General features: G+C 49.4%; 25 protein-coding genes. 11 read left to right on the plus strand and 14 right to left on the minus strand.

Annotation, left to right across the window (positions count from 1 at the left end):
- Positions 1-167: 167 nt before the first annotated feature.
- On the plus strand, positions 168-1,487 hold the full coding sequence (gene argA / locus MJX74_RS02410; protein WP_240220571.1) for an amino-acid N-acetyltransferase: 1,320 nt from the start codon (positions 168-170) through the stop codon (positions 1,485-1,487).
- Here argA and MJX74_RS02415 read toward each other — a convergent pair whose 3' ends face one another.
- From MJX74_RS02415 to MJX74_RS02425, 3 genes are all read right to left on the minus strand, one after another.
- Positions 1,488-2,558, minus strand: a complete 1,071-nt coding sequence (locus MJX74_RS02415; RefSeq protein ID WP_240220573.1) for a glycerol-3-phosphate dehydrogenase/oxidase — start codon at positions 2,556-2,558, stop codon at positions 1,488-1,490. It abuts the gene before it with no gap.
- Between the two features lie 12 nt (positions 2,559-2,570).
- Positions 2,571-3,677, minus strand: coding sequence for a glutamate 5-kinase (gene proB, locus MJX74_RS02420; RefSeq protein WP_240220575.1), 1,107 nt, complete (start codon positions 3,675-3,677; stop codon positions 2,571-2,573).
- 61 nt (positions 3,678-3,738) lie between these two features.
- A complete protein-coding gene (locus tag MJX74_RS02425; RefSeq protein ID WP_240220578.1) occupies positions 3,739-4,257 on the minus strand; it encodes a DUF4124 domain-containing protein in 519 nt (172 codons plus the stop codon).
- 200 nt (positions 4,258-4,457) lie between these two features.
- Between MJX74_RS02425 and MJX74_RS02430 the strand changes: the two genes are divergently transcribed.
- On the plus strand, positions 4,458-5,096 hold the full coding sequence (locus tag MJX74_RS02430) for a YiaD family glycine zipper/OmpA-like lipoprotein (RefSeq protein ID WP_240220580.1): 639 nt from the start codon (positions 4,458-4,460) through the stop codon (positions 5,094-5,096).
- Positions 5,097-5,152: 56 nt separating this feature from the next.
- Here MJX74_RS02430 and fkpA read toward each other — a convergent pair whose 3' ends face one another.
- Positions 5,153-5,893 (minus strand): FKBP-type peptidyl-prolyl cis-trans isomerase, encoded by a 741-nt coding sequence (fkpA, locus tag MJX74_RS02435; RefSeq protein ID WP_240220582.1) that lies wholly within the window; start codon positions 5,891-5,893, stop codon positions 5,153-5,155.
- Between the two features lie 105 nt (positions 5,894-5,998).
- Here fkpA and MJX74_RS02440 point away from each other — a divergent pair, with 105 nt between their 5' ends.
- Entirely contained in the window at positions 5,999-6,979 is a 981-nt protein-coding gene (locus MJX74_RS02440; RefSeq protein ID WP_240220584.1) for a WD40 repeat domain-containing protein, read from the plus strand.
- Complete coding sequence (locus tag MJX74_RS02445) at positions 6,966-7,193, plus strand: SlyX family protein (RefSeq protein ID WP_240220586.1); 228 nt, start codon at positions 6,966-6,968, stop codon at positions 7,191-7,193. The genes MJX74_RS02440 and MJX74_RS02445 overlap by 14 nt, the downstream gene beginning before the upstream one ends.
- Positions 7,194-7,348: 155 nt before the next feature.
- Here MJX74_RS02445 and MJX74_RS02450 read toward each other — a convergent pair whose 3' ends face one another.
- Complete coding sequence (locus MJX74_RS02450) at positions 7,349-7,555, minus strand: YheV family putative zinc ribbon protein (RefSeq protein ID WP_240220588.1); 207 nt, start codon at positions 7,553-7,555, stop codon at positions 7,349-7,351.
- A 103-nt stretch (positions 7,556-7,658) separates the two neighbouring features.
- Between MJX74_RS02450 and MJX74_RS02455 the strand changes: the two genes are divergently transcribed.
- The 3 genes from MJX74_RS02455 (at position 7,659) to MJX74_RS02465 (ending at position 10,285) form a co-directional block, all read left to right on the plus strand.
- A complete protein-coding gene (locus tag MJX74_RS02455; RefSeq protein ID WP_240220589.1) occupies positions 7,659-9,566 on the plus strand; it encodes an ATP-binding cassette domain-containing protein in 1,908 nt (635 codons plus the stop codon).
- Positions 9,559-10,068: a TIGR02444 family protein gene (locus tag MJX74_RS02460; protein WP_240220590.1), complete on the plus strand. Its 510-nt coding sequence runs from the start codon at positions 9,559-9,561 to the stop codon at positions 10,066-10,068. Before MJX74_RS02455 ends, MJX74_RS02460 begins: the two co-directional genes overlap by 8 nt.
- Positions 10,069-10,144: 76 nt before the next feature.
- On the plus strand, positions 10,145-10,285 hold the full coding sequence (locus tag MJX74_RS02465; protein WP_240220591.1) for a DUF3149 domain-containing protein: 141 nt from the start codon (positions 10,145-10,147) through the stop codon (positions 10,283-10,285).
- 9 nt (positions 10,286-10,294) lie between these two features.
- Here MJX74_RS02465 and MJX74_RS02470 read toward each other — a convergent pair whose 3' ends face one another.
- Positions 10,295-11,170 carry a class I SAM-dependent methyltransferase gene (locus tag MJX74_RS02470; protein WP_240220599.1) on the minus strand — a complete coding sequence of 292 codons (876 nt, stop codon included), beginning with the start codon at positions 11,168-11,170 and terminating at the stop codon, positions 10,295-10,297.
- Positions 11,167-12,585, minus strand: a complete 1,419-nt coding sequence (locus tag MJX74_RS02475; protein WP_240220601.1) for an FAD-binding oxidoreductase — start codon at positions 12,583-12,585, stop codon at positions 11,167-11,169. The genes MJX74_RS02470 and MJX74_RS02475 overlap by 4 nt, the downstream gene beginning before the upstream one ends.
- Positions 12,586-12,700: 115 nt before the next feature.
- On the opposite strand from MJX74_RS02475, the gene MJX74_RS02480 reads away from it, so the two are divergent.
- On the plus strand, positions 12,701-13,444 hold the full coding sequence (locus tag MJX74_RS02480; protein WP_240220603.1) for a helix-turn-helix domain-containing protein: 744 nt from the start codon (positions 12,701-12,703) through the stop codon (positions 13,442-13,444).
- 5 nt (positions 13,445-13,449) lie between these two features.
- Here MJX74_RS02480 and fdxA read toward each other — a convergent pair whose 3' ends face one another.
- Complete coding sequence (fdxA, locus tag MJX74_RS02485) at positions 13,450-13,776, minus strand: ferredoxin FdxA (RefSeq protein ID WP_240220605.1); 327 nt, start codon at positions 13,774-13,776, stop codon at positions 13,450-13,452.
- A gap of 302 nt (positions 13,777-14,078) precedes the next feature.
- On the opposite strand from fdxA, the gene MJX74_RS02490 reads away from it, so the two are divergent.
- Positions 14,079-15,680: an NAD(P)/FAD-dependent oxidoreductase gene (locus MJX74_RS02490; RefSeq protein ID WP_240220607.1), complete on the plus strand. Its 1,602-nt coding sequence runs from the start codon at positions 14,079-14,081 to the stop codon at positions 15,678-15,680.
- Positions 15,681-15,691: 11 nt separating this feature from the next.
- Here MJX74_RS02490 and MJX74_RS02495 read toward each other — a convergent pair whose 3' ends face one another.
- The 5 genes from MJX74_RS02495 to MJX74_RS02515 all read right to left on the minus strand — a co-directional run bounded on the left by MJX74_RS02495 (position 15,692) and on the right by MJX74_RS02515 (position 22,137).
- A complete protein-coding gene (locus tag MJX74_RS02495) occupies positions 15,692-17,089 on the minus strand; it encodes a diguanylate cyclase domain-containing protein (protein ID WP_240220609.1) in 1,398 nt (465 codons plus the stop codon).
- Between the two features lie 190 nt (positions 17,090-17,279).
- Positions 17,280-19,058, minus strand: coding sequence for an ATP-dependent nuclease (locus tag MJX74_RS02500; RefSeq protein ID WP_240220611.1), 1,779 nt, complete (start codon positions 19,056-19,058; stop codon positions 17,280-17,282).
- A gap of 193 nt (positions 19,059-19,251) precedes the next feature.
- Positions 19,252-20,079 (minus strand): metal-binding protein, encoded by an 828-nt coding sequence (locus tag MJX74_RS02505; RefSeq protein ID WP_240220613.1) that lies wholly within the window; start codon positions 20,077-20,079, stop codon positions 19,252-19,254.
- A 4-nt stretch (positions 20,080-20,083) separates the two neighbouring features.
- Positions 20,084-21,640, minus strand: coding sequence for a GMC family oxidoreductase (locus MJX74_RS02510; RefSeq protein ID WP_240220615.1), 1,557 nt, complete (start codon positions 21,638-21,640; stop codon positions 20,084-20,086).
- Positions 21,640-22,137, minus strand: coding sequence for a hypothetical protein (locus tag MJX74_RS02515; RefSeq protein WP_240220617.1), 498 nt, complete (start codon positions 22,135-22,137; stop codon positions 21,640-21,642). The genes MJX74_RS02510 and MJX74_RS02515 overlap by 1 nt, the downstream gene beginning before the upstream one ends.
- 52 nt (positions 22,138-22,189) lie before the next feature.
- On the opposite strand from MJX74_RS02515, the gene MJX74_RS02520 reads away from it, so the two are divergent.
- Both MJX74_RS02520 and MJX74_RS02525 read left to right on the plus strand, forming a co-directional pair.
- A complete protein-coding gene (locus tag MJX74_RS02520) occupies positions 22,190-23,191 on the plus strand; it encodes a hydrolase (protein WP_240220619.1) in 1,002 nt (333 codons plus the stop codon).
- Positions 23,188-23,424 (plus strand): YheU family protein, encoded by a 237-nt coding sequence (locus MJX74_RS02525; RefSeq protein ID WP_240220623.1) that lies wholly within the window; start codon positions 23,188-23,190, stop codon positions 23,422-23,424. The genes MJX74_RS02520 and MJX74_RS02525 overlap by 4 nt, the downstream gene beginning before the upstream one ends.
- Here the strand turns inward: MJX74_RS02525 and MJX74_RS02530 are convergent.
- On the minus strand, positions 23,421-25,025 hold the full coding sequence (locus tag MJX74_RS02530; RefSeq protein WP_240220625.1) for a ParB-like protein: 1,605 nt from the start codon (positions 25,023-25,025) through the stop codon (positions 23,421-23,423). The two genes, MJX74_RS02525 and MJX74_RS02530, sit on opposite strands and share 4 nt — an antisense overlap.
- Positions 25,026-25,034 lie beyond the last annotated feature (9 nt).

Here is a 25,034-nt window from a genome sequence, read left to right on the forward strand (position 1 = left end):
CCCAGCTATAGCACAAAAAAAGAATAAATATGCTTAAAAAGTAGATATACACCCACTAATCACCTAAAATGCCGCTTTTATCGCAGCTACTGTTGGCATTTTGTCATCTTGCTGCCATCTTTAAGCCTTACACCTGTGTTGTCTTTTCAGAAGGAAGCCCCAAGCCCGTGCGCACTACTGAACTTGTTTCCGGTTTTCGTCAGTCTGCCCCTTATGTTAATGCTCACCGCGGCAAAACCTTTGTGGTCATGCTCGGTGGTGAAGCTATTAGCCAAAGCGGTTTTCGCAGCATTATTAACGACATTGCCCTACTAAACAGCCTGGGCATTAAAATTGTGCTGGTGTATGGCGCCAGGCCTCAAATTAATGCGGCACTGCAGCAAGCCGGCTTAGAGCCTACTTACCATAACCGCGTGCGGGTAACCGATGACGACTCGTTTAAACTGATTAAGCAAGTCGCTGGTGCGCTGCAACTGGATATAACTGCCCGGCTGTCGATGAGTTTAAGCAATACCCCGATGCAAGGCGCGCAAATTAACGTGGTAAGCGGTAACTTTGTTATCGCCCAGCCACTGGGTGTCGACGAAGGTATCGATTATCACCATAGCGGCCGGGTACGCCGTATTGATGCGGCCGGTATCCGCCGCCAGCTGGATAATAACGGCATAGTGCTGATGGGGCCAATAGCGGCCTCGGTTACCGGTGAAAGCTTTAACCTTACCGCCGAAGATATTGCTACCCAGGTCGCGGTAAAACTGAAAGCCGACAAAATGATTGGCTTTAGTGAAATTGGCGGTATCGTTGGCGAAAATGGCGAGATAACGGCAGAGTTAATGCCAAACTACGCCGAAAGAATTATGCTGGAGATGGAGCAGCAACCCAATGCCTGCCCCGGTACACTGGCGTTTTTGCATGCCGCTATTACTGCCTGCCGCTCCGGTGTGCCACGCTGCCACTTAGTTAGCTACGACGAAGATGGCGCCCTGCTGCAGGAGCTGTTCTCGCGTGATGGTATCGGTACACAAATTGTTACCGAATCGGCAGAAAAACTACGCGCAGCCACTATTTCAGATATCGGCGGTATTCTGGATTTGATCAGGCCGCTGGAGCAGCAAGGCCTGCTGGTGCGCCGCTCCCGTGAACAACTGGAGATGGAAATAAACCAGTTTACCTTAATTGAACGCGATGGCTTAGTGATTGGCTGTGCGGCACTGTATCCGTTCCCGGAAGAAAATGTCGGCGAATTTGCCTGTCTGGCAGTGCACCCGGATTACCGCGATGCCGACCGCGGCAGTCTGCTGCTAAAAAGCATTATTCAGCAAGCGCGGCAGCGTAAGTACGACAAACTGTTTGCCCTGACCACCCGCAGCATTCACTGGTTTTTAGAACAAGGCTTTGAGCTGTTAACGGTAGACGATTTACCGGCACAGAAAAAGCAGCTATATAACTACCAGCGCCGCTCTAAAATTCTGGCGATTACGCTGTAATCAGCCCGGCTGTTGTATCTGCGCGGCAACCTGCTGGCCCAGGGCCCGCGCAGTAGTCCATTTACCACCCGACACTGTTAACAACTGGCCCTGCCAGCTAAGCTGATATTCGCGGCTGGCTTTGCTGGCATTGGCTGTGCCCCCAAGCAAAGGCCGTACACCGGCAAAATCTGCCAGCACTGCATCGCGCTGGCGCGCCGGTAAAAAGTAGTGATTGTATACACCAAGCAGGTAATCACGCTCGGCATCAGAGCAGACTATAGCCTCATCCAACTGCTGGCGCACTTCGGTGGTGCCTAGCAAGGTTTTGCCCTGATACGGCAACACAAACACAATCCGCGCTTCGCCCGGCACTTCCAGCATATGGCCGTAACGGCTGATTGGCGGCAGCAATAAATGGCTGCCGCGCACTAAGTCCAGCGGTTGCTGCGGCAAGTCCGATTGCTGCAACAGCTGCTGGCTCCAGGGCCCGGCCACGTTTACTATGCGGTCAAACTGCTGCCAGCCGTTGTTAAGCAATATCTTGCCATCTGTTGTTACCTGCTGCACCGGGCTATGCTCAAAAATGCGCACCCCGGCTTTAGTACACTGCCGCGCCATCCACAGACCCAGCTTTTGGTCGTCCATCTGGCCATCAAAAAACAGATAAGCCCCGGTTAACCCTTCGCTTTTCAATTGTGGCGAACAGCGCAGTGCCTGCGCAGCCGTTAACCAGCGATGGCGGCCAATACCTTTTCTGCCGGCAAAAGTGTCATACAGCCACAGGCCTATTTTTAGCTGCCAGCGGGCGCGGCGCGAGTTATTATACAGCGGATACAAAATGGGCAGGCGGCGGGTTAACTGCGGCGCTTTTTTTAACCACCAGCGCCGCTCTTGCAAAGCCTCGCGCACCAGACGGAATTCACCCTGTTCTAAATAGCGCAGACCGCCATGCAGCAGCTTCGAGGAGGCCTGGCTGGTAGCCTGCATCAGGCCGTCCCGCTCAAACAGGCTAACATCATGCCCGGCCAGCGCCAGTTGCCAGGCGCTGCTTAAGCCATTAATGCCTCCGCCCACTACTGCTATTTTCATCCGGTATCTGCCTTAGTTTGTCAGTGCAATATCATCGCGGTGTACCACTTCCTCGCTGGGGCAAAACCCCAGTGTGTCAGCAATTTGCTGGCTGTGTAAGCCTTTAATTAACTGTAGTTCAGTTGCGCTGTACTGGCAGATACCTTTTGCCAGTTGCTTGCCACCGCTGTCACACAACCAGATAGCGTCGCCTTTATCAAACTGACCAGTTACCGCGGTAACGCCCTTTGCCAGCAAAGAAGCGCCCTTATGCAACAGTGCCTGCACTGCACCACTGTCCAGTACAATACTGCCATGGCTTTTCAGGCTGTGCAGCAGCCAGTGTTTTTTTGCACTGAGCCGGTCTTGCTGGCGTACAAATAACGTACCGGCCTGCTCACCTTTGAGTAAAGCATCAAAACTTTCGGCTTTCTGGCCGTTAATAATCAAAGTATCTACGCCCAGCCGGGTAGCTTTTTCTGCTGCCTGAATTTTGGTTACCATGCCGCCGGTACCAATAGCGTGGTGGCTGCCGCCTGCCATGGCATAAATGGCGGCATCAACCTGCTCTACTCTGGGGATAAACCGCGCATCTGGTGTAGTTCTTGGGTTGGCACTGTACAGCCCGTCAATATCCGAGCAAATAATCAGTACATCCGCATCAACCAATACCGCCACCATCGCGGCCAGGTTGTCGTTGTCACCTACTTTCAGCTCCGCCGTAGCAACACTGTCGTTTTCATTCACAACCGGCAGTATCTGGTTCGCCAGCAAGGTACGCAGCGTATTGTCGATATTAAGATACCGGCGCCGGTCGGCCAGATCATCATGTGTCAGTAAAATCTGGGCGCAACGGAAATCAAATAAATGGCTCCAGGTGGCCATCATCTGGGTTTGGCCTACGGCGGCCATAGCTTGTTTAATATTGATAGGTAACGGATGGTGTGAAAAAGCAATGGCCGAACGCCCGGCGGCGACACTGCCGGAAGACACCAACACCACTTCAACGCCTAGCTGACGGCATTCGCTGATAAAGCGCGCAATAGCGAGTAAATAACGGGTAGAACACCCTTTGGCATCGGGGGAGATCAGCGCACTGCCAACCTTGATCACAATGCGCCGCCAGGCTGAATTTAACATAGACACACCTTCACGCTGCTGTAGTGGCAGCAGCTTAAAGTTCAGGCGTCTATATGTCTATTTAATTTTGAGAGCGGGCTACTTTTACCTCACAGTTGCCGGGCGACAAATGGGTAAAGCCGCCATAAGCAGCAATAATCAGTTGCTCGTCAGTAAGTTTTCTTACCTGCCAGCTAACCTGGCCACTACCGAAAGCCGGGTGGTCAATAACAAAAGAGCCTGGGGTCTGACGAATAGCATATTTAAAGGTGTCTTGGCGTTGGCCCTGGCTGATATGCTGCACCATCTGCCGCTCGCTGAAAATCCAGGTTTTACGCATGGCGCTGTCCAGCGTAACAGTGCCGTCAGCCACAACAGAAGTGCCTATTTCGCACCAACTGCCAGAAATTAACTGATTAATATCCACGGCCTGTTGTTCACCAAAGCGAATATCTACTTTTACTTCGTCACCACCACGGCAAGGCTCGCCCTGAAATACCACGTCACCATTAGCAGCCGTACATTTATATACTTCAGCACTGATATAAGGCGCAACCAGCAGACTGGCGAGCGGTAAATATAACCGTATCATTATTGTCATTATTCAATCCCTTAGTGCACACTGGCAAACTGCGTGCAGACAAAATCCTGCTTACAATACTGAAAAAACCACCTAAAGTGAATCATGCTTACATAAATATACAAAATAGCAACAAAAGCTTTTTCTTAGTTCCGTTATAGTTCAGCCCGAATTCAGCTGTCAGCACTATGCTAAACAGAATAATTTATCGGGAGTTTCTTATGCGCCGTTCAGCTTTATTAGTATCTTTATTATCTGCCAGCCTGGTAATGGCAGGTTGTGCCACCAACGGATATTCTAACACTGCCAAGGGTGCCGCTATAGGTGGTGTGGTTGGTGCTGTTGCAGGTAAAGCCACCGGTAACCATAAAGACAAACGTCTGGTTATCGGCGCTGCCATTGGCGCCTTAACCGGTGCTGCTGTAGGCAGCTACATGGACAACCAGGAAAAAGCCCTTAATAAAGAGTTAAGCGGCAGTGGCGTAAAAGTGGTGCGCGATGGCGACAAATTACGCCTGGATATTCCGGCTCAGCTAACATTTGATATTAACCGTTCAGACATCCGCTCTAACCTGTACCCGGTGTTTAATGATATTGCCAAGGTACTACGTGATTATGAAAAAACCATGTTGGTTATTGCCGGCCACACTGATGATACCGGAGCTTATCAATATAATATGACATTGTCGCAGGCGCGCGCTGACAGTGTTAAACAGTATCTGACGGCACAGAATGTACAGGCCATTCGTATTGAAACTCAGGGTTATGGCCCAAGTTACCCAATAGTGCCAAACACCTCTGAAGCCAACCGCGCGCTAAACCGCCGGGTAGAAATTCATATTGAGCCTGTAGTGGAATAACCACCACAGCAAAACAAAAAAGCGGCCTGGGCCGCTTTTTTTATTGTTGCAAAAGATTATTGCTCTGTTGTTTCTGCCGCTGAAATTTCTAACAACTCTACTTCAAATACCAGCACGCTGTTTGGCTTAATAACGCCCATATCGCGCTCGCCGTAGGCTAGCTCTGCTGGAATAGTAAACTTAAACTTAGAACCTACGTTCATCAGCTGTACGCCCTCTGTCCAGCCTGGAATAACGCGGTTTAACGGGAACTGTGCCGGTTCACCACGATCCAGTGAACTGTCAAACTTGGTGCCGTCAGTTAAGGTACCCACATAATGTACTTTCACGGTATCAGTTGCAGCTGGCTTGGCGCCGTCTGCCGCCTGCAGTACTTCGTACTGTAAGCCTGATTCAGTTACCGTTACGCCTTCTTTCTTGGCGTTTTCTTCTAAGTATGTTTTACCGGCTGCAATAGCCTGCGCGGCTTCTGCTTCCACTACCGCAGCTTGTTTTTCACGGAACTGTTCTTCCAGTGCGGTCATCATGGTTTGCACTTCTTCTTCAGTCAGTGCGGTTTTATCAGCAATAGCGTCTTGTACACCACGTAAAATTAACGCGCTGTCCAGCGACAGACCCATTTTGCTGTATTCGTCCAGCGTGCTGTCCAGGTAACGGCCAACAGACACACCTAAGCTATAAGATTGTTTGGCTTCGTCAGTATCCAGCACAGCTGGCTTTTGCTCTGCTTCTTTCTGACAGGCTGCAAGAGTAATAACAGCCACTGCGACCAGTGACATTTTGGTAACTAAGCGCATTCGGTTCTCCAAGATTTACGCAGCCAGGCTGCAAAAGTATGTTTTAATAGTGTCCAATGAACTGACCTATACTAACGGTTTGTGCGGATGAGGTTAACACCCGACATGAAATATCCTGTGTTTTTTCTGCTATTACTGCTTTGTGGCTGCGAAAAACTGACATCAACGCCACCGGTGCAACAATTTCCGCATGTGGCTCAGGGTAGCTACGCCGCAGCTTTGTCAGATGATGGCCGCTACAGTGCTGTATCGTCAATTCAGGATGGTGTGGCGTTGTGGGATTTGCAAACCAATGCGTTAAAATACCAGTGGAAGCATCAGGACAGCGCTGAAAATCTGGTGTTTAGCCTGGCAATAAGCCATAACAACAGCCATGTGTTCACGGCAGATCAAAACACCTATGCGTTGTGGCAGCTTAGTAACGGCGAAAATGTCGGGTTTTGGCAATTAGATGCCGCTACCGTGCGCGACGTAGCCGTTTCGGATAACGGTGAACATTTATTAATTGGTAAAAGTAATGGTGGTGTGCAGCATATTACGCTGGCATCAGGCCGGCGGCTGGAGTTTTTAGGCCATACCGAGCGCATTAACAGTGTAGCCATGTCACCCAATGGCCGTTACGCCTTAACCGGCGGTAACGACTACAAAGCACATTTGTGGGATACGCAAAGCGCTCAAATTTTATATAGCTTTAGCCACCCCAGCCGGGTAACCAAAGTAGCACTGGACCCGCAAGGCCGTTATGCCTTTACTGCCGACAGCCAGGATTTAGCGCAAATTTGGGATATTCAAACCGGCCAGTTAGTCAGCACGTTAAAATTTACCGCCCGCCAGCAAATATTCAGTGCAGTACGCTTTAGCCGCGATGGTAAATATCTCGCCACTGGCGCCCCCACTCGCAAACTGGCGTTATGGGATGTGCAAAGCGGCCGCGAGTTGCAGCAATGGCAAGTCGGCGTAAAACCAGACAGCCGCCCGCCCAGCGCGGTAGTGCATGCGGTAGCATTTTTAACAGACAACAAGCTGATAAGCGAAAGCTCCAGTGGCATAGCCGAAGTATGGGAGATAACAGATGACACCAAGTGAGCAGGAATTACAGCTGCATATTATTGAGTTGGAGAGCAAACTGGCGTTTCAGGAAGATACGGTAAACAGCTTAAGCAATGAATTGCTGGAGCACCAAAAACGCATAGACCGGCTGGCCCAGCAGGTAATGCTGCTGGCCGAGAAACTACGCAACCTGCCGGACGATCAGGGTATATTGCGGCCGGAGGAAGAGCCACCACCGCCGCATTATTGATTAGAGCAAATAAATGTCGAATACATGATTGTTGCACAAGCAGCGCATTTCCCACGCTGACACGCCGTAAACCCATCCATGGGGGCTCGACTCAGGCATCCATGCCTTCAACGGTCAGCTTAGGGTAATACGCTGCCTGTCAGATATGCTGCAGGTTATTCCGGCTTAAAAACGCCGATAACCTGCTCGGCGGCGCGGCTGGCTTTGGCTATCTGCGCTTCGGGCTGCACCATCTGGTGGCCGCATGCCACGCATTCGACTTTTTCTACGTTATTTTCCAAAAACAACATCATCGTGTCTACCGCCTTGCATTTCGGGCAGCTGGCGCCGGCAATAAAACGTTTCTTTTTACGTGTTGTCATATCGCACCTCATCAGGTTACCACGGCGATTTTATCCGCCAAGCCTTGGTTTGTTGGCGTTATACGGGTAAATTAGCAACCCAATTCAGTACACAGGAAAAAACATGATCCAACTGCAACAGGTCGAATTGCGCCGCGGTATTCAGTGTTTGTTTCAGGGCGCCGATCTTACCGTATTTCCGGGGCAAAAGGTGGGAATTGTCGGTGCTAACGGCTGTGGTAAATCCAGCTTGTTTGCCTTACTGCAAAATAAACTGCACGCCGATGCTGGTAATATCAGTATTCCTTCGAGTTGGCATATTTCCACCGTAGCACAGGAAACACCCGCGCTGGACTGCAGCGCGATGGATTATGTACTGCAAGGTGACGAGCAGTTATTTCCGTTACTGTTAAAAGTGCGCACCGGTTGCAGCGAAAGTGATTTAGCCGCAATACACCTGCAAATTGAAGCCTTAGACGGCTACCGCGCTGAAGCCAAAGCCGGTATTTTGCTCGACGGTCTGGGATTTAGTGGTGAAGCACAACAACACGCCGTCAAATCGTTCTCTGGTGGCTGGCGTATGCGGTTAAACCTGGCACGCGCGTTAATGAAACGCGCCGAACTGTTATTACTGGATGAACCCACTAACCACCTCGATTTAGACGCCGTACTCTGGCTGGAAAAGTATCTGGCTAACTATCAGGGCACCCTGCTGCTTATCAGCCACGACCGCGACTTTCTTGATGCGGTAACTGACAATATTGTGCATATCGAGCGCCAAACGCTGACAGTGTACAAAGGCAACTACAGCCAGTTTGAACGCCAGCGCGCTGAGCAGTTGTCACAGCATCAGGCCAATTTTGACAAACAGCAGCGCCAGGTGGCGCATCTACAAAAATTTATCGACCGTTTTAAAGCTCAGGCCACCAAAGCGCGCCAGGCACAAAGCCGGATTAAAGCGCTGGAGCGGATGACTGTGTTAGCGCCAGCGCATGTAGATTCGCCGTTCAGCTTTAGCTTTCGTGAACCCAAAGCACTGCCCAATCCATTATTAAAAATGGAAAACGTGCAGGCTGGTTACGCCGACAATATTATTTTAAGCCAGATTAAATTTCAGCTGTTGCCCGGCAGCCGCATTGGTTTGCTTGGCCGCAACGGCGCCGGTAAATCTACCCTAATTAAACTGCTGTCTGGTGGTATGACGCCGCAAAGCGGTGAAGTATGGTATGCCAACGGCGTAAGTTTGGGCTATTTTGCCCAGCATCAGCTGGAGACGCTACGGCCACAGGATTCCCCCTTGCAGCATCTGGTAAGGTTAGACCCGTTAGTACCCGAGCAAAAACTGCGCGACTTTTTGGGTGGTTTTGGCTTTCATGGTGATAAAGCACTGGAAGCCTGTGCTCCATTTTCCGGCGGCGAAAAGGCCCGTTTAGTACTGGCCTTAATCGTGTATCAACGCCCCAATCTGTTACTGCTGGATGAACCAACCAACCACCTTGATTTGGATATGCGTGAAGCCATAGTGATGGCGCTGCAGGAGTTTGAAGGCGCCATTGTTATCGTATCGCACGACCGGCATTTGCTCAGCAGCTGTACCGACGAGTTTTATTTAGTCGCCCATGGCCGCGTAGCACCCTTTGACGGCGATTTGACCGACTATTACCAGTGGCTGCAACAAGATGCACGGCAAGCAGCCAATGCCGCTCAGGCTGATACGCCAGCCAGCAGTAATGTGGTGCGTAAAGATCAGAAGCGGCTGGAAGCTGACTTGCGCAATTTGCTCAGGCCTGTAAAGCAAAAAGTGGAAAAGCTGGAGCTGCAACAGGAAAAGCTGACTAAAGAGCTGGCGGCGATAGAAGAAAAAATGGCCGACCCCGATATTTACGACGCTAAACGTAAAGCTGAGCTGACCGAATTGCTGGCGAAACAAGCCAGCGCCAGCAGCAGCCTGGCCAGTATTGAAGAAGACTGGTTTATGGCACAGGATGAACTGGAGCAAAAAACTGCGCAGTTCTGGCAAAACAATGCTTAACCATCACAGCAAAATGGCTGAGCCGATCAGCGCGGAACAGCTGTGGCAATTTAGCCTTGTACTCTACCCTCAGGTAAAAAACCTCTGTCTGCAATGGCAGAATGAGCTGAGCGCCAACGTTAACCTGCTGCTGCTACTGTGCTATTTAGAACAGCAGCAGCTTAGCTTAACCGCCTCTGAGCTGCAGCAACTGGCAGCAAAACTGGAAAACTTCAGCGCGCAGTTTACCAAGCCATTACGCACACTGCGGCAAAACAGCGCTGCAGCCCCGCTACTGCCGGCACAACAGCAGACGTTAAAGCAGGCGTTGCTACAAGCCGAGCTGGAACTGGAAAAGCTGGAACAACAGCTGCTGCTGCAACACTGTCCGGCGCTAAGCAAGAAAGCCGCACCGTTGCTGGAGCTGTATTTAGCGCAACTCAACGCTGATATCGACGCACTGTCAGCGCAAATACTTGATCTGCGTCAAGCCAGCAAACGGTTAAAGCAGCACAGCGGCTAATCTTTGATCTGTATCAGTTAAGCCGGTTATTGCTTTGCCTACACTTGCGCTAACAACACAGCAAGAGGGTAAGGTTATGAACCTGTGGCAAGAATTTTTAAACGACCCGGTAATTTTTATCTCTTTTAGCGGCTTGGCTATAGTGATTGGCTTATGTATTTTTTACGCCGTGTACTTTATGTATAAAGTCGGACACGAGCAGCCCGACGGTAAATAGTTGCAGTTGCTAATAAGGTTTCGGTTTTGCCGGTAATGCACTGGCATAAAACAGCAGCTCGCCGGGGCAAGGATCGGCGTTTTCCGGCAGGCCTGCCGGAACCAGCTGTTGCAAACTAAACCCCATGCCGGCTAACCAATTTGGCAAGTCCTTTCGCACAACCCCTGAGACGAAACGTTCTTTACTGATCGCCAGCGCTATATCGGCCAACCAGCGTTGCTGAGCGAATTGAGGCCGGCCCTGTTGATCCAACTGCATCTGGGTGGCCACAAGCTGCAGCGGGGCGCTCACACTTTGGCACAATTGCTGGAACAAGGTTTTAATTGCTGGCTCTGTTATATACATCAGCACGCCTTCAGCCAATACCAGCGTTGGCCGGTTAGCAGAAAATGCGGCGGTGTCTGCCAGCAATTCAGCCACACTGCAGCAAGCCAGATCGGCACCTTTGATACACAGGTTTGGCGACAGTGCATTTAAGCGGTGTAAAGCCGCCTGTTTTATAGCTATGGTGCAGGGCCTGTCAATTTCGACTACCTGCAGATGCTTATATTTGGCACTGAATATGGCTCCCAGCGCGTCAAAACCGGCACCAATAATTACCAATTGCTCAATACCCTGCTGTTCTACCTGTTGCTGTATCCAGGCATTAATATGGCGCTTGCGCCACTGATAGTGCGCCATGATACCCGGCAGGCTACATTGCAACAGGTCGCTAAATAAAGCGCGGCTCCATCGCCAGCGCAACATGGCCAGTAACAAGCGGCCCCGCCATCCACTGTGCTGTAATACTTGCCTGGCGAGTTGCTGGTTGAGGCTGCCAGGCCCATCACCCGGGGACCCCGGCCAACACTGGCTGACACAAATAAGTAGGCTGGTATTACTCATTTTAACTCCCCGTTAAACAGGTCGCTGTAATGGCGGTACCAGTTGCTTTGAAAGCGCAGCGCAGGATCGTAAACACGTTTTTGCTGCAAAAACCTGGCAAACTGCGGATAACAGGCAACAACTTGCTGTTTAGTGGCAAAGGGGTGATAAGTAAGAAAATAGCTACCCTGATACCGAATTGCAATATCAATCAGGCGGCGAAAATGTGTCGCCGAGGCGGCGATTGCAGCTGGCTGATGATCAATATGCAGGTTAAAAATGACGCAGGCATAGTCTTGTCTGGCCCAGGCTAATACGGTTTCCGTATCGCGGCGGATAAACCGTACCGTGCCATATATTAAGTCTACGTTATGTCGCCGGAAGTCTTCTGCGCAGTCTGCCATAAAGTGTTCTAATGCTGGCAACGGCACATAAAGCTCGGTAATCATTTCACTACCGGCACAGCCCCGGGCTAACTGTTGATCAAGCAGCAGATGATAATCGTCCAGATAAATACTTAACTGATGGCTATCTGACCAGTAGCGCTGGCCACTGGATGCCAGGTAAAACTGTGAAAACCGGCGAAATGCCTCTGCTTTATCAGTATGGGCCAGATACAACAGCTGCTGCCAATTGGCTTTACTAAGGCGCAGTTGCTGTTTGTCTATCGGTGTTGTGGCTACCGGGCGATAGCAGGAATATACCCCGTGGCGCAAAAAGCCCGGAGATGCCGGCGCCGTCTCAAACTGAAAATCACCGTATAAATAACCGGCTTGTATCCGTTGTGGCAGCGTCTGTATCATCTGCGCTAAAGTACACAGCTCAACCTCGCGCACTACCTGTTGTCGTACCGCTAATTGCAGGGTTGCTGTTACAACAATACCAAATAAACCATAGCCTCCCACCACCAGCCGGAATAACTCTGTATTCTGCTGTCGGCTGCAATGCACTAACTGGCCATCGGCATTCACCAGCTCGAAACTGATAATATCAGCCACAAAAGGCGGCATATTCAGGCCCCGGCCATGAATATTGGCTGCAATAGCACCACCCACACTCAGCCGGTCGGCTCCGGTTTGCTTTTGCCTGATGCCCCACTGCCTGCTGGCACCATGTTGCATGACATGTAATTTACGCATTAACTCCGGCCACTGCATACCGGCTTGAACTGTTACCTGCCCCAGCTGCGGGTCAAAGTGCTCCAACTGGTTTAACCGGCTAAGTTCAAGCAGTACACCGCCGGTAACAAATTGCTGCCCGCCCATAGCATGACGGCCACCGGCAACAACTAAAGTGCTGCCGTCTTTATTTGCTTGTATTACAACGTTTATTACCTCTTCCACTGTTTTTGGCTGCAAATAGCGCTGCATCACAGTTGGGTTTAATTTGGCATGCACATCATTTACAACTACCGCTGGCTCTGGCTTATTACACATAACATAACTCCTGTTTGCAGGTTATGCGCCGACACTAGCTGACAGTTAGCAACTTATGCTATACAAACATTCAAAGTATTAGATTCCGCTACCTTAAGGCGCGACTAAGGCGACTATGACGAACCAAACCAATCAACTGATTGCTGCACTAAAGCACTGCCTGAAAGCCAAAGGCATAAGCTATCGCCACTTAGCAGAGCAACTGCAGCTAAGTGAGGCCAGCGTTAAACGTATCTTTGCCAAGCATAGTTTTACCCTAAACCGGCTGGAGCAAATTTGCCGGGTTCTGGATATCAGCTTGTATGAACTGGCGAAAATGAGCAGCCTGGCAAAAGACAGCCTGCCCAGACAATTAAGCCCGGCACAAGAACAGGCACTGGCCGATGACCCTATCCTGCTGACATATTTATACCTGCTGTTAAATGGCTGGCAACCTGCGAAGATTAATAGCCGCTACCAGTTGGATGAACTTAAAAGCACCCGGCTGTTAGCTGCACTGGATCGCTTAAAACTGATTGAATTGCAGCCTTACAACAAAGTGCGGTTGCTGGTAGCACGCGATTTACAGTGGCGGCCAAATGGCCCAGTGCGCCGTCGCTATGAACAACAGGTGAAAATGATGTTTATTGATGACAGCTTTACTGCACCGGGGCATTTACTGCGTCTGGAAACTGCCGAGCTGTCCAGTGCGTCTGTCAGCATTTTACAGCGCCGTTTAACCCAGCTTAGTGAACACTTTGCTGAGCTGGCTGAGTTAGATTTGGCAACCGAATCTACAGACAAAAAAGGTGTTGGGTTATTAGTAGCATTAAGACCATGGGTATTTGATATGGTGCTGGCACAAACCGCGAAGAGCTGAAGAGCTTACTCTAACGCCAGATACTGCAGTTTATCCGGCACGCCATTCCAGGCATCGGCATCGGTTGGCGCCGGTTTTACTTCGCGGATATTTGGCCACAGCGCAGCCAGTTCAGCATTTAGCTGAATAAAACCGTGCTGCTCTGCCGGCACTTTATCTTGCTGCACTATGGCATTGGCCGGGCACTCCGGCTCACACAAGCCGCAATCAATGCAAATAACCGGATCTATGGCCAGAAAGTTGGGGCCTTCAAAAAAAGCATCTACCGGGCATACCGCAACGCAGTCGGTGTATTTGCATTTTATACAGTTATCCAGCACCACAAAGGCCATAGCGTATCGATTCCTATTGTTTCAGGGGGCGATCATACTGCAGCGCTGTGAAAAAACAACCTATCAGTCGCTATCGGGCACGAACCTGACAACTCACGCTAACACGCCGTGAACCCATCCCTGGGGGCTCGATTCGGCCATCCTGGCCTGCAACGGTTAGCTTAGAGTAGTCAGGTTCTCGCTGAAAAGTCCGTCAGTTTTAAAACGAATACGGACATAACCCGATGCTTGACGTAAAATAACCTAATCTTGTGAGCTGCCCGCCTGTTGCTGCGCAGCAATGACACCGATTTGGAAACCCTATGCTGCGCCTGACCGAAATAAAACTGCCGTTAAACCACGACGAAAATGCACTAACTGCCGCCATTATCGATAAACTTAAACTAAAACCAGAGCAACTGCATAGCTTTACGGTATTTAAACGCGGCTTTGATGCGCGCAAAAAAACCGATATCCAGCTTATTTACACTCTGGATATTGAGGTGGATAACGAAGCGGCACTGCTGCACACCTTTGCCAAAGACCAGCATGTAAAACCGTCGCCGGATACCAGTTATAAATTTGTCGCTCAGGCTCCGGCCATGCTAAGCGAGCGCCCCATTGTTATCGGCCTTGGCCCCTGTGGTTTATTTGCCGGCTTAGTGCTGGCACAAATGGGCTTTAAGCCGATTATTTTAGAGCGCGGCAAAGAAGTACGTGAGCGCACTAAGGACACCTTCGGCTTTTGGCGTGGTAAAGAGCTAAACCCCGAGTCTAACGTGCAGTACGGCGAAGGCGGCGCCGGTACCTTTTCCGATGGCAAGTTGTACAGCCAGGTAAAAGACCCTAAGCATTATGGCCGCAAAGTAATGAGTGAGTTTGTTGCCGCCGGTGCGCCGGACGAAATTATGTATGTAAGTAAGCCACATATCGGTACCTTTAAGCTGGTAAGCATGGTAGAAAAAATGCGCGCCACCATTATTGAGCTGGGTGGCGAAATTCGCTTTAGCAGCCGGGTAGACGACTTACATATTGAAGATGGCCAAATAACAGGTTTAACGCTGGCAACAGGCGAGCGCTTAAACAGCCGCCATGTGGTGCTGGCAGTGGGCCACAGCGCGCGCGATACTTTTCAAATGCTGTATGACAAAGGCGTTTATGTCGAAGCCAAGCCGTTTTCCATTGGTTTTCGCATCGAACACGAGCAATCAATGATTGACGAATGCCGCTTTGGCCCCAATGCCGGTAACCCGATTTTAGGCGCCGCCGATTATAAACTGGTGCATCACTGTAACAATGGCCGCACCGTATATAGCTTTTGCATGTGCCCGGGTGGCACAGTAGTGGCTGCAGCGTCAGAGCAAGGCCGTGTGGTTACCAACGGCATGAGCCAGTATTCTCGCCACGAACGTAATGCCAACAGCGCTATAGTTGTAGGTATAGACCCGGAACGTGATTATCCCGGCCACCCGTTGGCAGGTATTGAGTTGCAGCGCAATCTGGAAGCCTTAGCGTTTAAAGTCGGCGGTGAAAACTACCATGCGCCGGCGCAATTAATCGGTGATTTCTTAGCAGACAAAACCTCGGCCGAATTGGGCGATGTTAAGCCTTCTTATACCCCTGGTATCACCCTCACTGATCTGACACAGGTACTGCCCGACTTTGCCATTGCCGCTATTCGCGAAGCCATACCAGCGTTTGACAGGCAAATTAAAGGCTTTGCTAAGGCCGATGGTTTACTGACTGGGGTAGAAACACGCACCTCGTCACCTATTTGCATTAAACGCGGTGCAGATTACCAAAGCATTAATATCAAAGGTTTATATCCGGCAGGTGAAGGTGCCGGTTACGCTGGCGGTATTTTATCCGCCGGTATAGACGGCATTAAAGTAGCCGAAGCAGTAGCACTGGCGATGTTGGGCTAAAGCAGGCTTAATTAAACAGGCTCGCCAGGTGTTGTAACACGGTGTTTTACCACCGCAGCATCGCTTAACATAATTCTGTTACCACCTGCTTTTTTTGCCCGGTACATGGCATTGTCGGCGCTAAGCATTAATGCCTGTGCTTCATTGCTGTGCTGCGGATACAAAGCCACGCCAACACTGGGCTGCACCTGCAAGGACGTGTCAGCTAAAGTAAAAGGCTGGTTTAGCGCCTGGCGGATTTTTTCTGCCAGCAGCAGGGCGAGATCTTCACTATCAACCTGCTGCAGTAAAATAACAAATTCATCGCCTCCAAAGCGCGCCACAGTATCGCTGCTACGCAAACAGCACTGTATACGCAGGGCAGTATGTTGCAGTAATTCGTCACCAATATGATGGCCGTAATTATCATTAATCTGTTTAAATTTATCTAAATCCAGATATAACAACGCAAACTGGCTTTGCTCGCGTTCGGCCGTGATCAGCGCCAGCTGCAGCCTGTCGTAAAACAGTTCACGGTTAGGCAATTGCGTTAACTGATCATACAGCGCATTGCGGTGCAGCCGATCCAGCATTTGTTTGCGCTCTATGGCCACTGCCACCTGTACCGAAACAAACTCGAGCAATTCCATTTCACTATTGCGGTAACGGGGCGCGTCTGCACTGTTTTGTACCATTAAGGCGCCCATAACCGCAGTGTGTGATTTTAGCGGCACACCTAACCAGTTAATGGCTGTGCCAACTGACAATTGCTGCAACTTTGCTGGCAATTCCGCTTTATTATCGCCGGTAAGCAGCACAGTTTCCGAGCGCCTGACTACCTCGGCACATAATGCCAAAATGTCAAAACCTGAGGGCACTGCACTTATTTGCAGTAGCGAATCATAGGCAAAGTCTAATTGCCCGCTGTTTGCATCTGGCAATACGATGGCAAAGCGGCACATGGGTATTAAGCCAGCAATAATATGCTGAATGCTGTTGTACAATCCGGGTAAATCGTCGCTGGCAAAAGCCGCTTCTGAAATAGCATAAACGGCGGCCTGACGCGCCTCTATTTTTTTGCTGCGGGTAATGTCCCGTGCTACGGCTACACGGCGTTTATCGGTGTCTGACCAGCGGGCCGACCATAACAAATACACTGTCTGGCCATCTTTGCGGATATAACGGTTTTCAAAGTCCACTTTTACCGCGCCAGCATTTATTTCATTGGCCGTTTGCAAGGTGCGGGCCCTGTCGTCCGGGTGTACCAGCTCAATCATCGGCCGCCCCAACAATTCCTCTGGGGTGTAACCAAAAATACGTTCAGCACCGGCGCTGACAAATTCAAAACGGCCGTCTTTATCTACTACGCAGATGGCATCCAGCAGTAAATCAATATATTGGCTAAGGGCTTTGTAACTGTCAGTATTCATAAAACTGCGAAACAACTACAACAGGGAGTTTGTTAAACCTTAGCATGAATCAACAAGGATATCTGGTGGTGCAGGCCGGTTTACATAAAATAAAGCTAATATTCTTCCTGTAATATCCGGCATTGCATTGGCTGAACATTCGAATGAAAATCAGTAAACACAGACCCTACGCTATACAACAGCAATACTTTCATCGTTTAAATGACTCCACCGAGGTCTTTGGATTTGCATTTTTAATAAAATGTATCAGCTCGTCTAACTTTCTCTCCAAGTCAAGAATAGTAAAGTCTGGTTGAAAGTGCTCTGTAATATACTGAGCAACCTTCACTTTACTTGCCTGTACTTCTTTGGACTTACTGCGCTTTGCCTTAATTGTTAAACGGTTGTCATACACACCCAGTTCTGTAGCTATGTTTGACTCAGGGTGAGTGTGACCCAGAGCTTCTGCTATTTGCTCTGCAGGCAAGTAGTTTTCAACCTCCCGGCCTTGCGTTATCCAACAAAGCCTCTGTTGCTCCTCAAACGATTTTCTTAACCGCTGAGTATTAGCTTTCAATAAAGCCCTGGCAGTACTTTTATCAGAGTCCATCAGAATTGCTGAATTTCGGTTCATTCTGCTAAGGGAAATAAAATCGTCCAGCAGTTCTTTTTCATCTCCACCGGTTATATGGTGTGATAACTGTCCACCATAAAACATGATAGAAAAATGCACGCCTTCCAATAGCTCCGGCGCTTTCTGACTAAGCCACCAGTTCAGGTAAATACGGTCAGACGGGCCTTCAACCCAGATGATGCTGTTGGTTTGCAATAAATCCGAGGGGTGATAACCAAGATCCCAGCAAACTTGCGCCCGGTGTTGGTTTGCGGTGATATGACTTACTTTGGATTGCCCATCCTCAAGCCTGACATGATAAATCTCGGCATCTTTAACATCCATAAAGGCTGCGGAGTGCGTGGTTATGAAATACTGATTGCTTGTCGATTTTTGCAAATAACGGATCAGCTTTTTTTGTAATAACGGGTTTAAATGCAGTTCCGGCTCTTCCAGGCAAATCACTGTCTCATCATGTAAGGTACAAGCAACGGCAAGAATAATCACTTCATGAATGCCCGACCCTAGCGATTCTATTGGCAGTACTTTGTCATTCATACGAACATGGATTGTATTGCGCTCATAAGGAACCGTGATTGTGGCACCGTCAGAGTCAACTACTTCACGCAAAAACTGATTTATTGCATCAAATTTATCCCTTAGTGACTGCTTAAGGATATTAGGACTTTCAAGCTCTGCCAGCCTTTCTATAATTCCATCACCACCAAAACCTTCCGGGGAAGAACCAGATTTTCCTACAGCGCGAATCGCAGGAACAAAAATGGCAGAATAAGCCTCTTTAGACTCTGGTGATAAGTGAGGCCAAATTTTACTAATCTTTGATTGAAAAGACTCGTGCCTCTGAAATGAGACTCTTGGAAAGATATTTAGAATCGGCTCAATCAAATGAACGGGTAGAATATCTCCAGCGAACTGCGGCACGATAAGCTCACCCTTGTGCGAAAAACAAAACCATAATTTTCCGTCTCCGTCAGCTGCCGCGTCTAAGATACTTTTAAGAGCATAATAGCCTTGCAGCTTCTCGTTATCATCGTTAGTAAAATTACGTCTTGCTTGCTTTCTCGCATTTACCTCATCAATTTGCTTTTGGTTACGTTCTTGGTAATCAGATTCGATATAAACACCGTGAACCGCTTCTGGAAGGTGATAGTCCAAAGTATCTAATTTTGCATTTTTTCTTGGTGCATTCGGCAACAACCTATTCACAACATGAAGAACGTTTGACTTACCACAGTTGTTCTGGCCGATAAAAAGATTTATCTGAGCAAGCTTGGGGAAAAACTGCGGGGTGGACCCAAAGCTTCTATAACCCTGAATACCGAAGCTAGAGATTGTTTTCTTATAATTAGTTGTCATATCCGTCCGTGAAAACAGCTTTAGGACACTATAAGTAGCGGGGACTGATTAGGCAACTGCTGTAATGTTTCACAACCTGTAATTCGTTGACTATTTTGAATGTCTCAGAACCCACTATCCGTCAATGTATTAACAAGCCGGACCTGTGGCTGACTCTTTGCAATAAATATTAAATTCTAATCTTATTAGGGTTCTACTGACCCACTGGATAACTGACTATACAAAGTTCATCTTTGACGGCATACATACGGTTCCCCGTCAATTCCACAAACGGAAACGTTATATAAGCATGATTTGATAGAGAAAGGTCGAGAAAGAGAAACTCATCTGTAATTTCAAGTCGTTTGGCATGCGCAGGGTATATCCCTTTATTTTTTTCGACAACTAGAAATGCAATAGGGAAAAATGACAATAAACTCATCGTGCAAAGATGCCCATTGTTGTAAAAACCAACCATCTTTGCGCTGATATGCCGCCTGAACGGATAAAACCAGTAATATATGTCATGAGTATCGGCGATCGCGTTGTCGTCACCCAATACAAACCGTTGCAGCGGACTAAAGTAGGGAGCTTCGATCGACTCAGCCTTACATTCCTCCTCTGAAGTAGCTGAGAGAATATGACCAATCATAGATCGAGTGTACTTTTTTGTATCTATTCTGATTTTTTTTAAACTGTATAGCTCAAACGGAGACTCAAAATACTGCCTGATTACTGGCGTCAAACTTTGATAGATACGGGCAATTTCATTGTCGCCGAGACTTAATAATCCATTACATGATTTGCATATTGTTCTGAATTTACTACCATTCTTTGACATCAACCCTTTCACTTTATGGAATGTGTCAACTGTCGATTCTGTAATAAGCCGTTGTTCTGTTTTAGTTATTATTACAGAGCCCTGTGGCGGAACATGATCAAAACTCAGATCACCATAACTACTACAGATGACGCAATATCCACGACCATTTTTTGACGAATGAGCAAACCTCTTTGAAATGTTGATGCTAAAGTTCCCCATTGTTTTATCCAGCCTTCAACTCATCGATCAACAATCTGCAATTACGCCATACCAACGCGTAAATAGTTAGCTGCGGGTTAGCGCCAAGGCTGGTTGGTAAAATAGAGCCGTCGAATACCGACAGGTTTTGCAGCTGATGGTGGCGGCCGTTTTGATTGACCACGCCTTTAGTTGGGCTGGTACTCATATTACAACCGCCCATTACATGCGCCGATACCACGGTTTGCCGCAGTTTCTCCATCGATAACTGCAATATGGCCGCTTTGGCCTCTGGCCAGCTGCTATACAATTTGGCATCGTGGTGAATGGGCAACACCTGTTTAGCACCGGCAGCAAATTGCAATTCGGCCATCGACAGCAGGGCGCTGCGCATGCCCTGCCACAGGTAATCGCTGATGGGGTAGTCCAACAGCGGCTGCTGCGCGCTGTCCAACAGCACAGTGCCGCCCTGGCTGTGCGGGTGAAAGCCATCGCGCAGTAGCGCTATGGTGGCTTGTAAGTGGTTAAATTGCTGCATTAAGGCGGCATGTTGCCCGCCGCTGCCAATCAGCTTAGTCGCCATTAACACAGGATGCAGCGGCGGTACTTCCAGTTTATAACCAGGCTTGCTGTTATCTGCCGGCCAGACAAACTGATCAGAGTAAATCGATTGCGGTGCGCCGCTGTGGCCGTTAATTGGAGTATCGAACAAGGCGCCGGAAATAACACTGGGGTGCAAATAGGTATGTTTGCCTAAGCGGCCGGACGGGTTGGGCACGCCGGAGCGCAATAGCAACGCCGGTGAGCCGATAGCGCCGGCGGCAACAATATAGTGTTTTGCTTTAATGCGGATACGCAGGTCAGTGCGCGGCTGAAAATGTTGATCTACCGGCACCGCTTCAAGGCCGGTTATGCTATCGCCCTGCCAGTGCAATTGGCGCACGGAAATTCGCGAAATTAACGTGGCGCCAAGTGCCATAGCTGAGGGAATAGTGCTGACCAACATCGACTGCTTGGCATTAATCGGACAACCCATACCGCAGTAACCCAAATTAGCGCAACCGTTAACGTTACGGCTAATTACCGTATGCTGCCAGCCCAGCGCTTCACAGCCCTGCTGTAGCTTGGCGTTATTGGCATTGGGTGCTACCTGCCACTGCTGAATATTCAGCCGTAGCTCGGCCATCGCAAAATAAGCGGCTAAATCGTTATCACCACTAAAATTGATGCCAAACTCACTATTCCAATAGCTTAATGTGGCCTTGGGTGTGCGTATTGACGTTGTCCAGTTCACGGTGGTTGAACCGCCGACGGTGCGGCCCTGCAAAATACCAATCGCCTGATCGCGGGTTTTACGCGCTGCCCCCTCCTGATACAAATTCGGGTAGGCCCAGCGCTCTTGCATCACAAAATCGTCGCGGGTGTAATAAGCCCCTTCTTCCAGCAGCAGTACTTTAAAACCGGCCTGTGCCAGTTGTTCTGCTGCAATACCACCACCGGCGCCGGAACCGATAATAACGATATCCGCTTCAAACTGCCGGTTGTGCGTAAACTGGCTGGCATCAAGATGGTTTGTTGTCATTAGCGAAACCGCGGCGCGGTATAAGCCAGCGCTTGCCAGTGTTCACTCTGGCCGTAGTAGGCACCGTACAGTAGTTCGCGCAGGCCATGATAAGCCTGCTGCAATAAGCCAAGGTAGCTGTCACGCCACTGGTTTAACAACTGCAACCGCTGGCTAATCGAAAGTTGTGCTAAAGCAGTGATATGGCCGGTTAATGCCAGTTGCGTAACCCGGCCGGCCAGCAGGTTAAACAGCTGGTGCAGCTCTTGCTGCTGGCGCTGCGGTAAAAACGGCATAAAGTCGAAAACAGCAGTTTTAGTGCGGCTAATTTCAGCGGCAGCTAAAGTCGCATCCTGTGGCAAAGCACCGTACAATAACGCAGGTAGCAGTGCGCTAAGCACCAGATCAAGGTTATCGTTATGTGGTTGCCGGCTTTGCTGCCAGCTAAGCACACCTAACCCCAGGCTGGATGCAGCACCTAAGGCTATGCCAGATAAAATAAATTGCCGCCGATCCATAGTGCTGCACCTGCAGTAAAACTTCACTTATTGTTTATCAGGATACGCGACTTTGCAAGACCAGATCAGACCAGTATCAACCAACCCATTTCAGCCAGCCTGGTGGTTAAAACATGCCCATCTGCAAACCATTTTTGCCAAATATTTAAGCCCGAATCAGCGCCTGAACACCGAAGCAGAAACCGTACCTCTGCCAGATGGCGATGAAGTACAACTAAACTGGTTGCATAGTGAAAACAGCAGCGACAACGCCCCGGTGGTTATTTTGCTGCACGGCTTAGCCGGTGATATTAACAGCCATTATATTCAGGCCATGCTGGCCCAATGCCATGCACTGGGCTGGACGGCGGTATTACTGCATTTTCGTGGTTGCAACGGCAAACCCAACAAGCTGCCCCGCGCTTATCACAGCGGCGATACTGCCGATGCGGCGTTGGTGATAACACAAGTTAAACGCCGTTACCCGAACCGGCCATTAGTCGCCGTAGGTTATTCACTTGGCGGTAATGTGTTACTGAAATACTGTGGTGAGCAGGCTGAACACAACCCGTTGTCGGCGGCAGTTGCCGTGTGCCCGCCGCTGTCGCTGTCGGCCTGTGCTAAACGCATTAATACCGGTAGCAGCAAGCTGTATCAGCGTTACCTGCTGGGGCGGTTAAAGCGCAGCACTTTGCTTAAACTAACGCAATTTACCGATTTTCCGCTGCCACTCACGCCGCAACAGGTGCAGGGTTTTAGCAGTATTGAACAGTTTGACGAGTATTACACCGCACCGATCCACGGCTTTTTAAACGCGCAGGACTATTATCAAAAAGCCAGTGGCAAAGCATTTTTACGCCATATTTGCATACCCACGCTGATTATTCATGCGAAGGACGACCCGTTTTTAAGCGACGACGTGATTCCCAAGGCCAGTGAGCTTAGCCCGCATATTCATTACGAACTAACCAGCGGCGGCGGCCATGTCGGTTTTGTTTATGGCAGCCCGTTAAAACCCAAATTCTGGTTAAACCAACGCATTCCGCAATTTATTACTGAGCAGTTACCAAAATGATTATTCCGTACACCGACATCGCCGAAGATACGCTAAACAATCTGATTGAATACTATGTACTGCGCGAAGGCACCGATTACGGCGAGTATGAAATGGCCATGGCAGAAAAAGTTGCTATGGTAAAACGCCAGCTAAAAAGCGGCGACGTAGTGATTGTTTATTCTGAGCTGCATGAAAGTATTAACCTGATGCCAAAGCAGGTGTTTTTACAACAGGAAAACAACCAACCTTAAAGTTGGCTGTTTTTTATCAGCGTCAGTGCCGCCGCTGCATCATCAAACTTCTGCACTGTTATTTTAGCGGCCGGGCCTTTGTAATGCTCAAACCAGTTTTGTAGTTGCGCCGTGACACCCGGAAACAACTGCTGTAGCTGGGCAAGATCATGTACGCTGGCAAAAGTGCCGTTTAATGGCACCGCCAGCAGCTTGTCGTCGTGCTCGCCGTTATCCAGCATGCGCATAACGCCAACCAACCTTACCTGCTGTATTGTCCCCTGTGCCAGGGCACTGCCCAGTAGCAGCACGTCCAGCGGATCACCATCTCCGCCCTGCGCTTTACTGAGTAAAGTGCTGGTGACAATGCCATAATTTACCGGATACGGCAGATACTGCACCTGGCGCAAAGCGCCGTTTTGTTGCTCCCACTCCAGTTGCAGCGGCGCTTGTTTATCTTGCTGCCATTTGTCTGCACTGCCAGCGGCTATTTCAATCAACACATTAATACTGCCATCGGCATTTGTGGCTTGAGGTAATGCGCTAAGCCCACTGTGCAGCGCATTACGATCCAGATACTGTCTGTTGTCACAATTTACCGGCATGCCCCGTTGCTGCAACGCTACCGCCAGCCTGCCACTGCTGGCGCCGCTGCTATTGCGCTGGCACAATAACTGGCTTAGCTGCTGGTAATGCACACCACCGCGCCAGCCTAAATCTGCTGCAGTAAAACCGGCAAAAATAGCGGTATTAGCGCTTAAACCAGCTAAATGGCCATGAATACGTTCCAGCCATTGTATATAGTCAGCACCGCTGTAATAGCCCGGAAATTGCAGCCCGTCTTGCTGGCGCAAATATTGTGCCCAATAAAATTCAACAAAAGGGATAGCGGGCTCGGGTTTGTCCCAAACCCCATCGCGTAAAAAATACATGGCGGCACGGTAAGGATCATTTTCTAAACTGGCGCGGCCTAAACTGGCGGGCAGTTGCTGATAGCCGATAGGGTTTCCGGCGGCGTCATACAGCCAGGCGTTGCCCTGCTGCTGCATAAGTTGCCAGAACGCTTGCTGCTCTTTCACGTCAAGCTTTGCCTGCAAATATACGGCTACCGGCAGTTCTGCACCGCCATCTGGCATATCATAAAACGCTGAAAAGGTGTGATGACCATCGGTCAGATATAACTGGTTATCTGCGCCCAGCACGGCTGTTTTCATCTGCTGTGTTTTGCGTTTTTTCTGCCCGGCATTGGTACACTGATAACTGCCGGGCTGCTGTGGTGTTGAGTTGGCCGTAAAACTGACTTTTTTGCCCCAACCGGCACTTTCACATAAATCAGTGAATAACGCCTGACGGTTTTGCCGGTACAGTGCCAGCTTATAATTTACCTGCTCATGGGCAATAACACTTTGTGTCGGACGCAACTGGCCCAGTGTTACCTCAATAACCGAATTGGCCTGCCACTGTGGCTCTGCTATCGCAAAACCGGCAAAAGCCAATATAAAACTTAGTGGTAAACCACAACGCAGCACAGCATGCACTCCTGACAACAGGCCAAAGCGGCCGAGCTTAAAAGCAGCAGATGACAATAACATGACAATAACCTCAATTGTCTTTTTTGTCATTTTAGTGAC

Source organism: Rheinheimera hassiensis (assembly GCF_022436675.1).
Taxonomy (GTDB): Bacteria; Pseudomonadota; Gammaproteobacteria; order Enterobacterales; family Alteromonadaceae; genus Alishewanella; species Alishewanella hassiensis.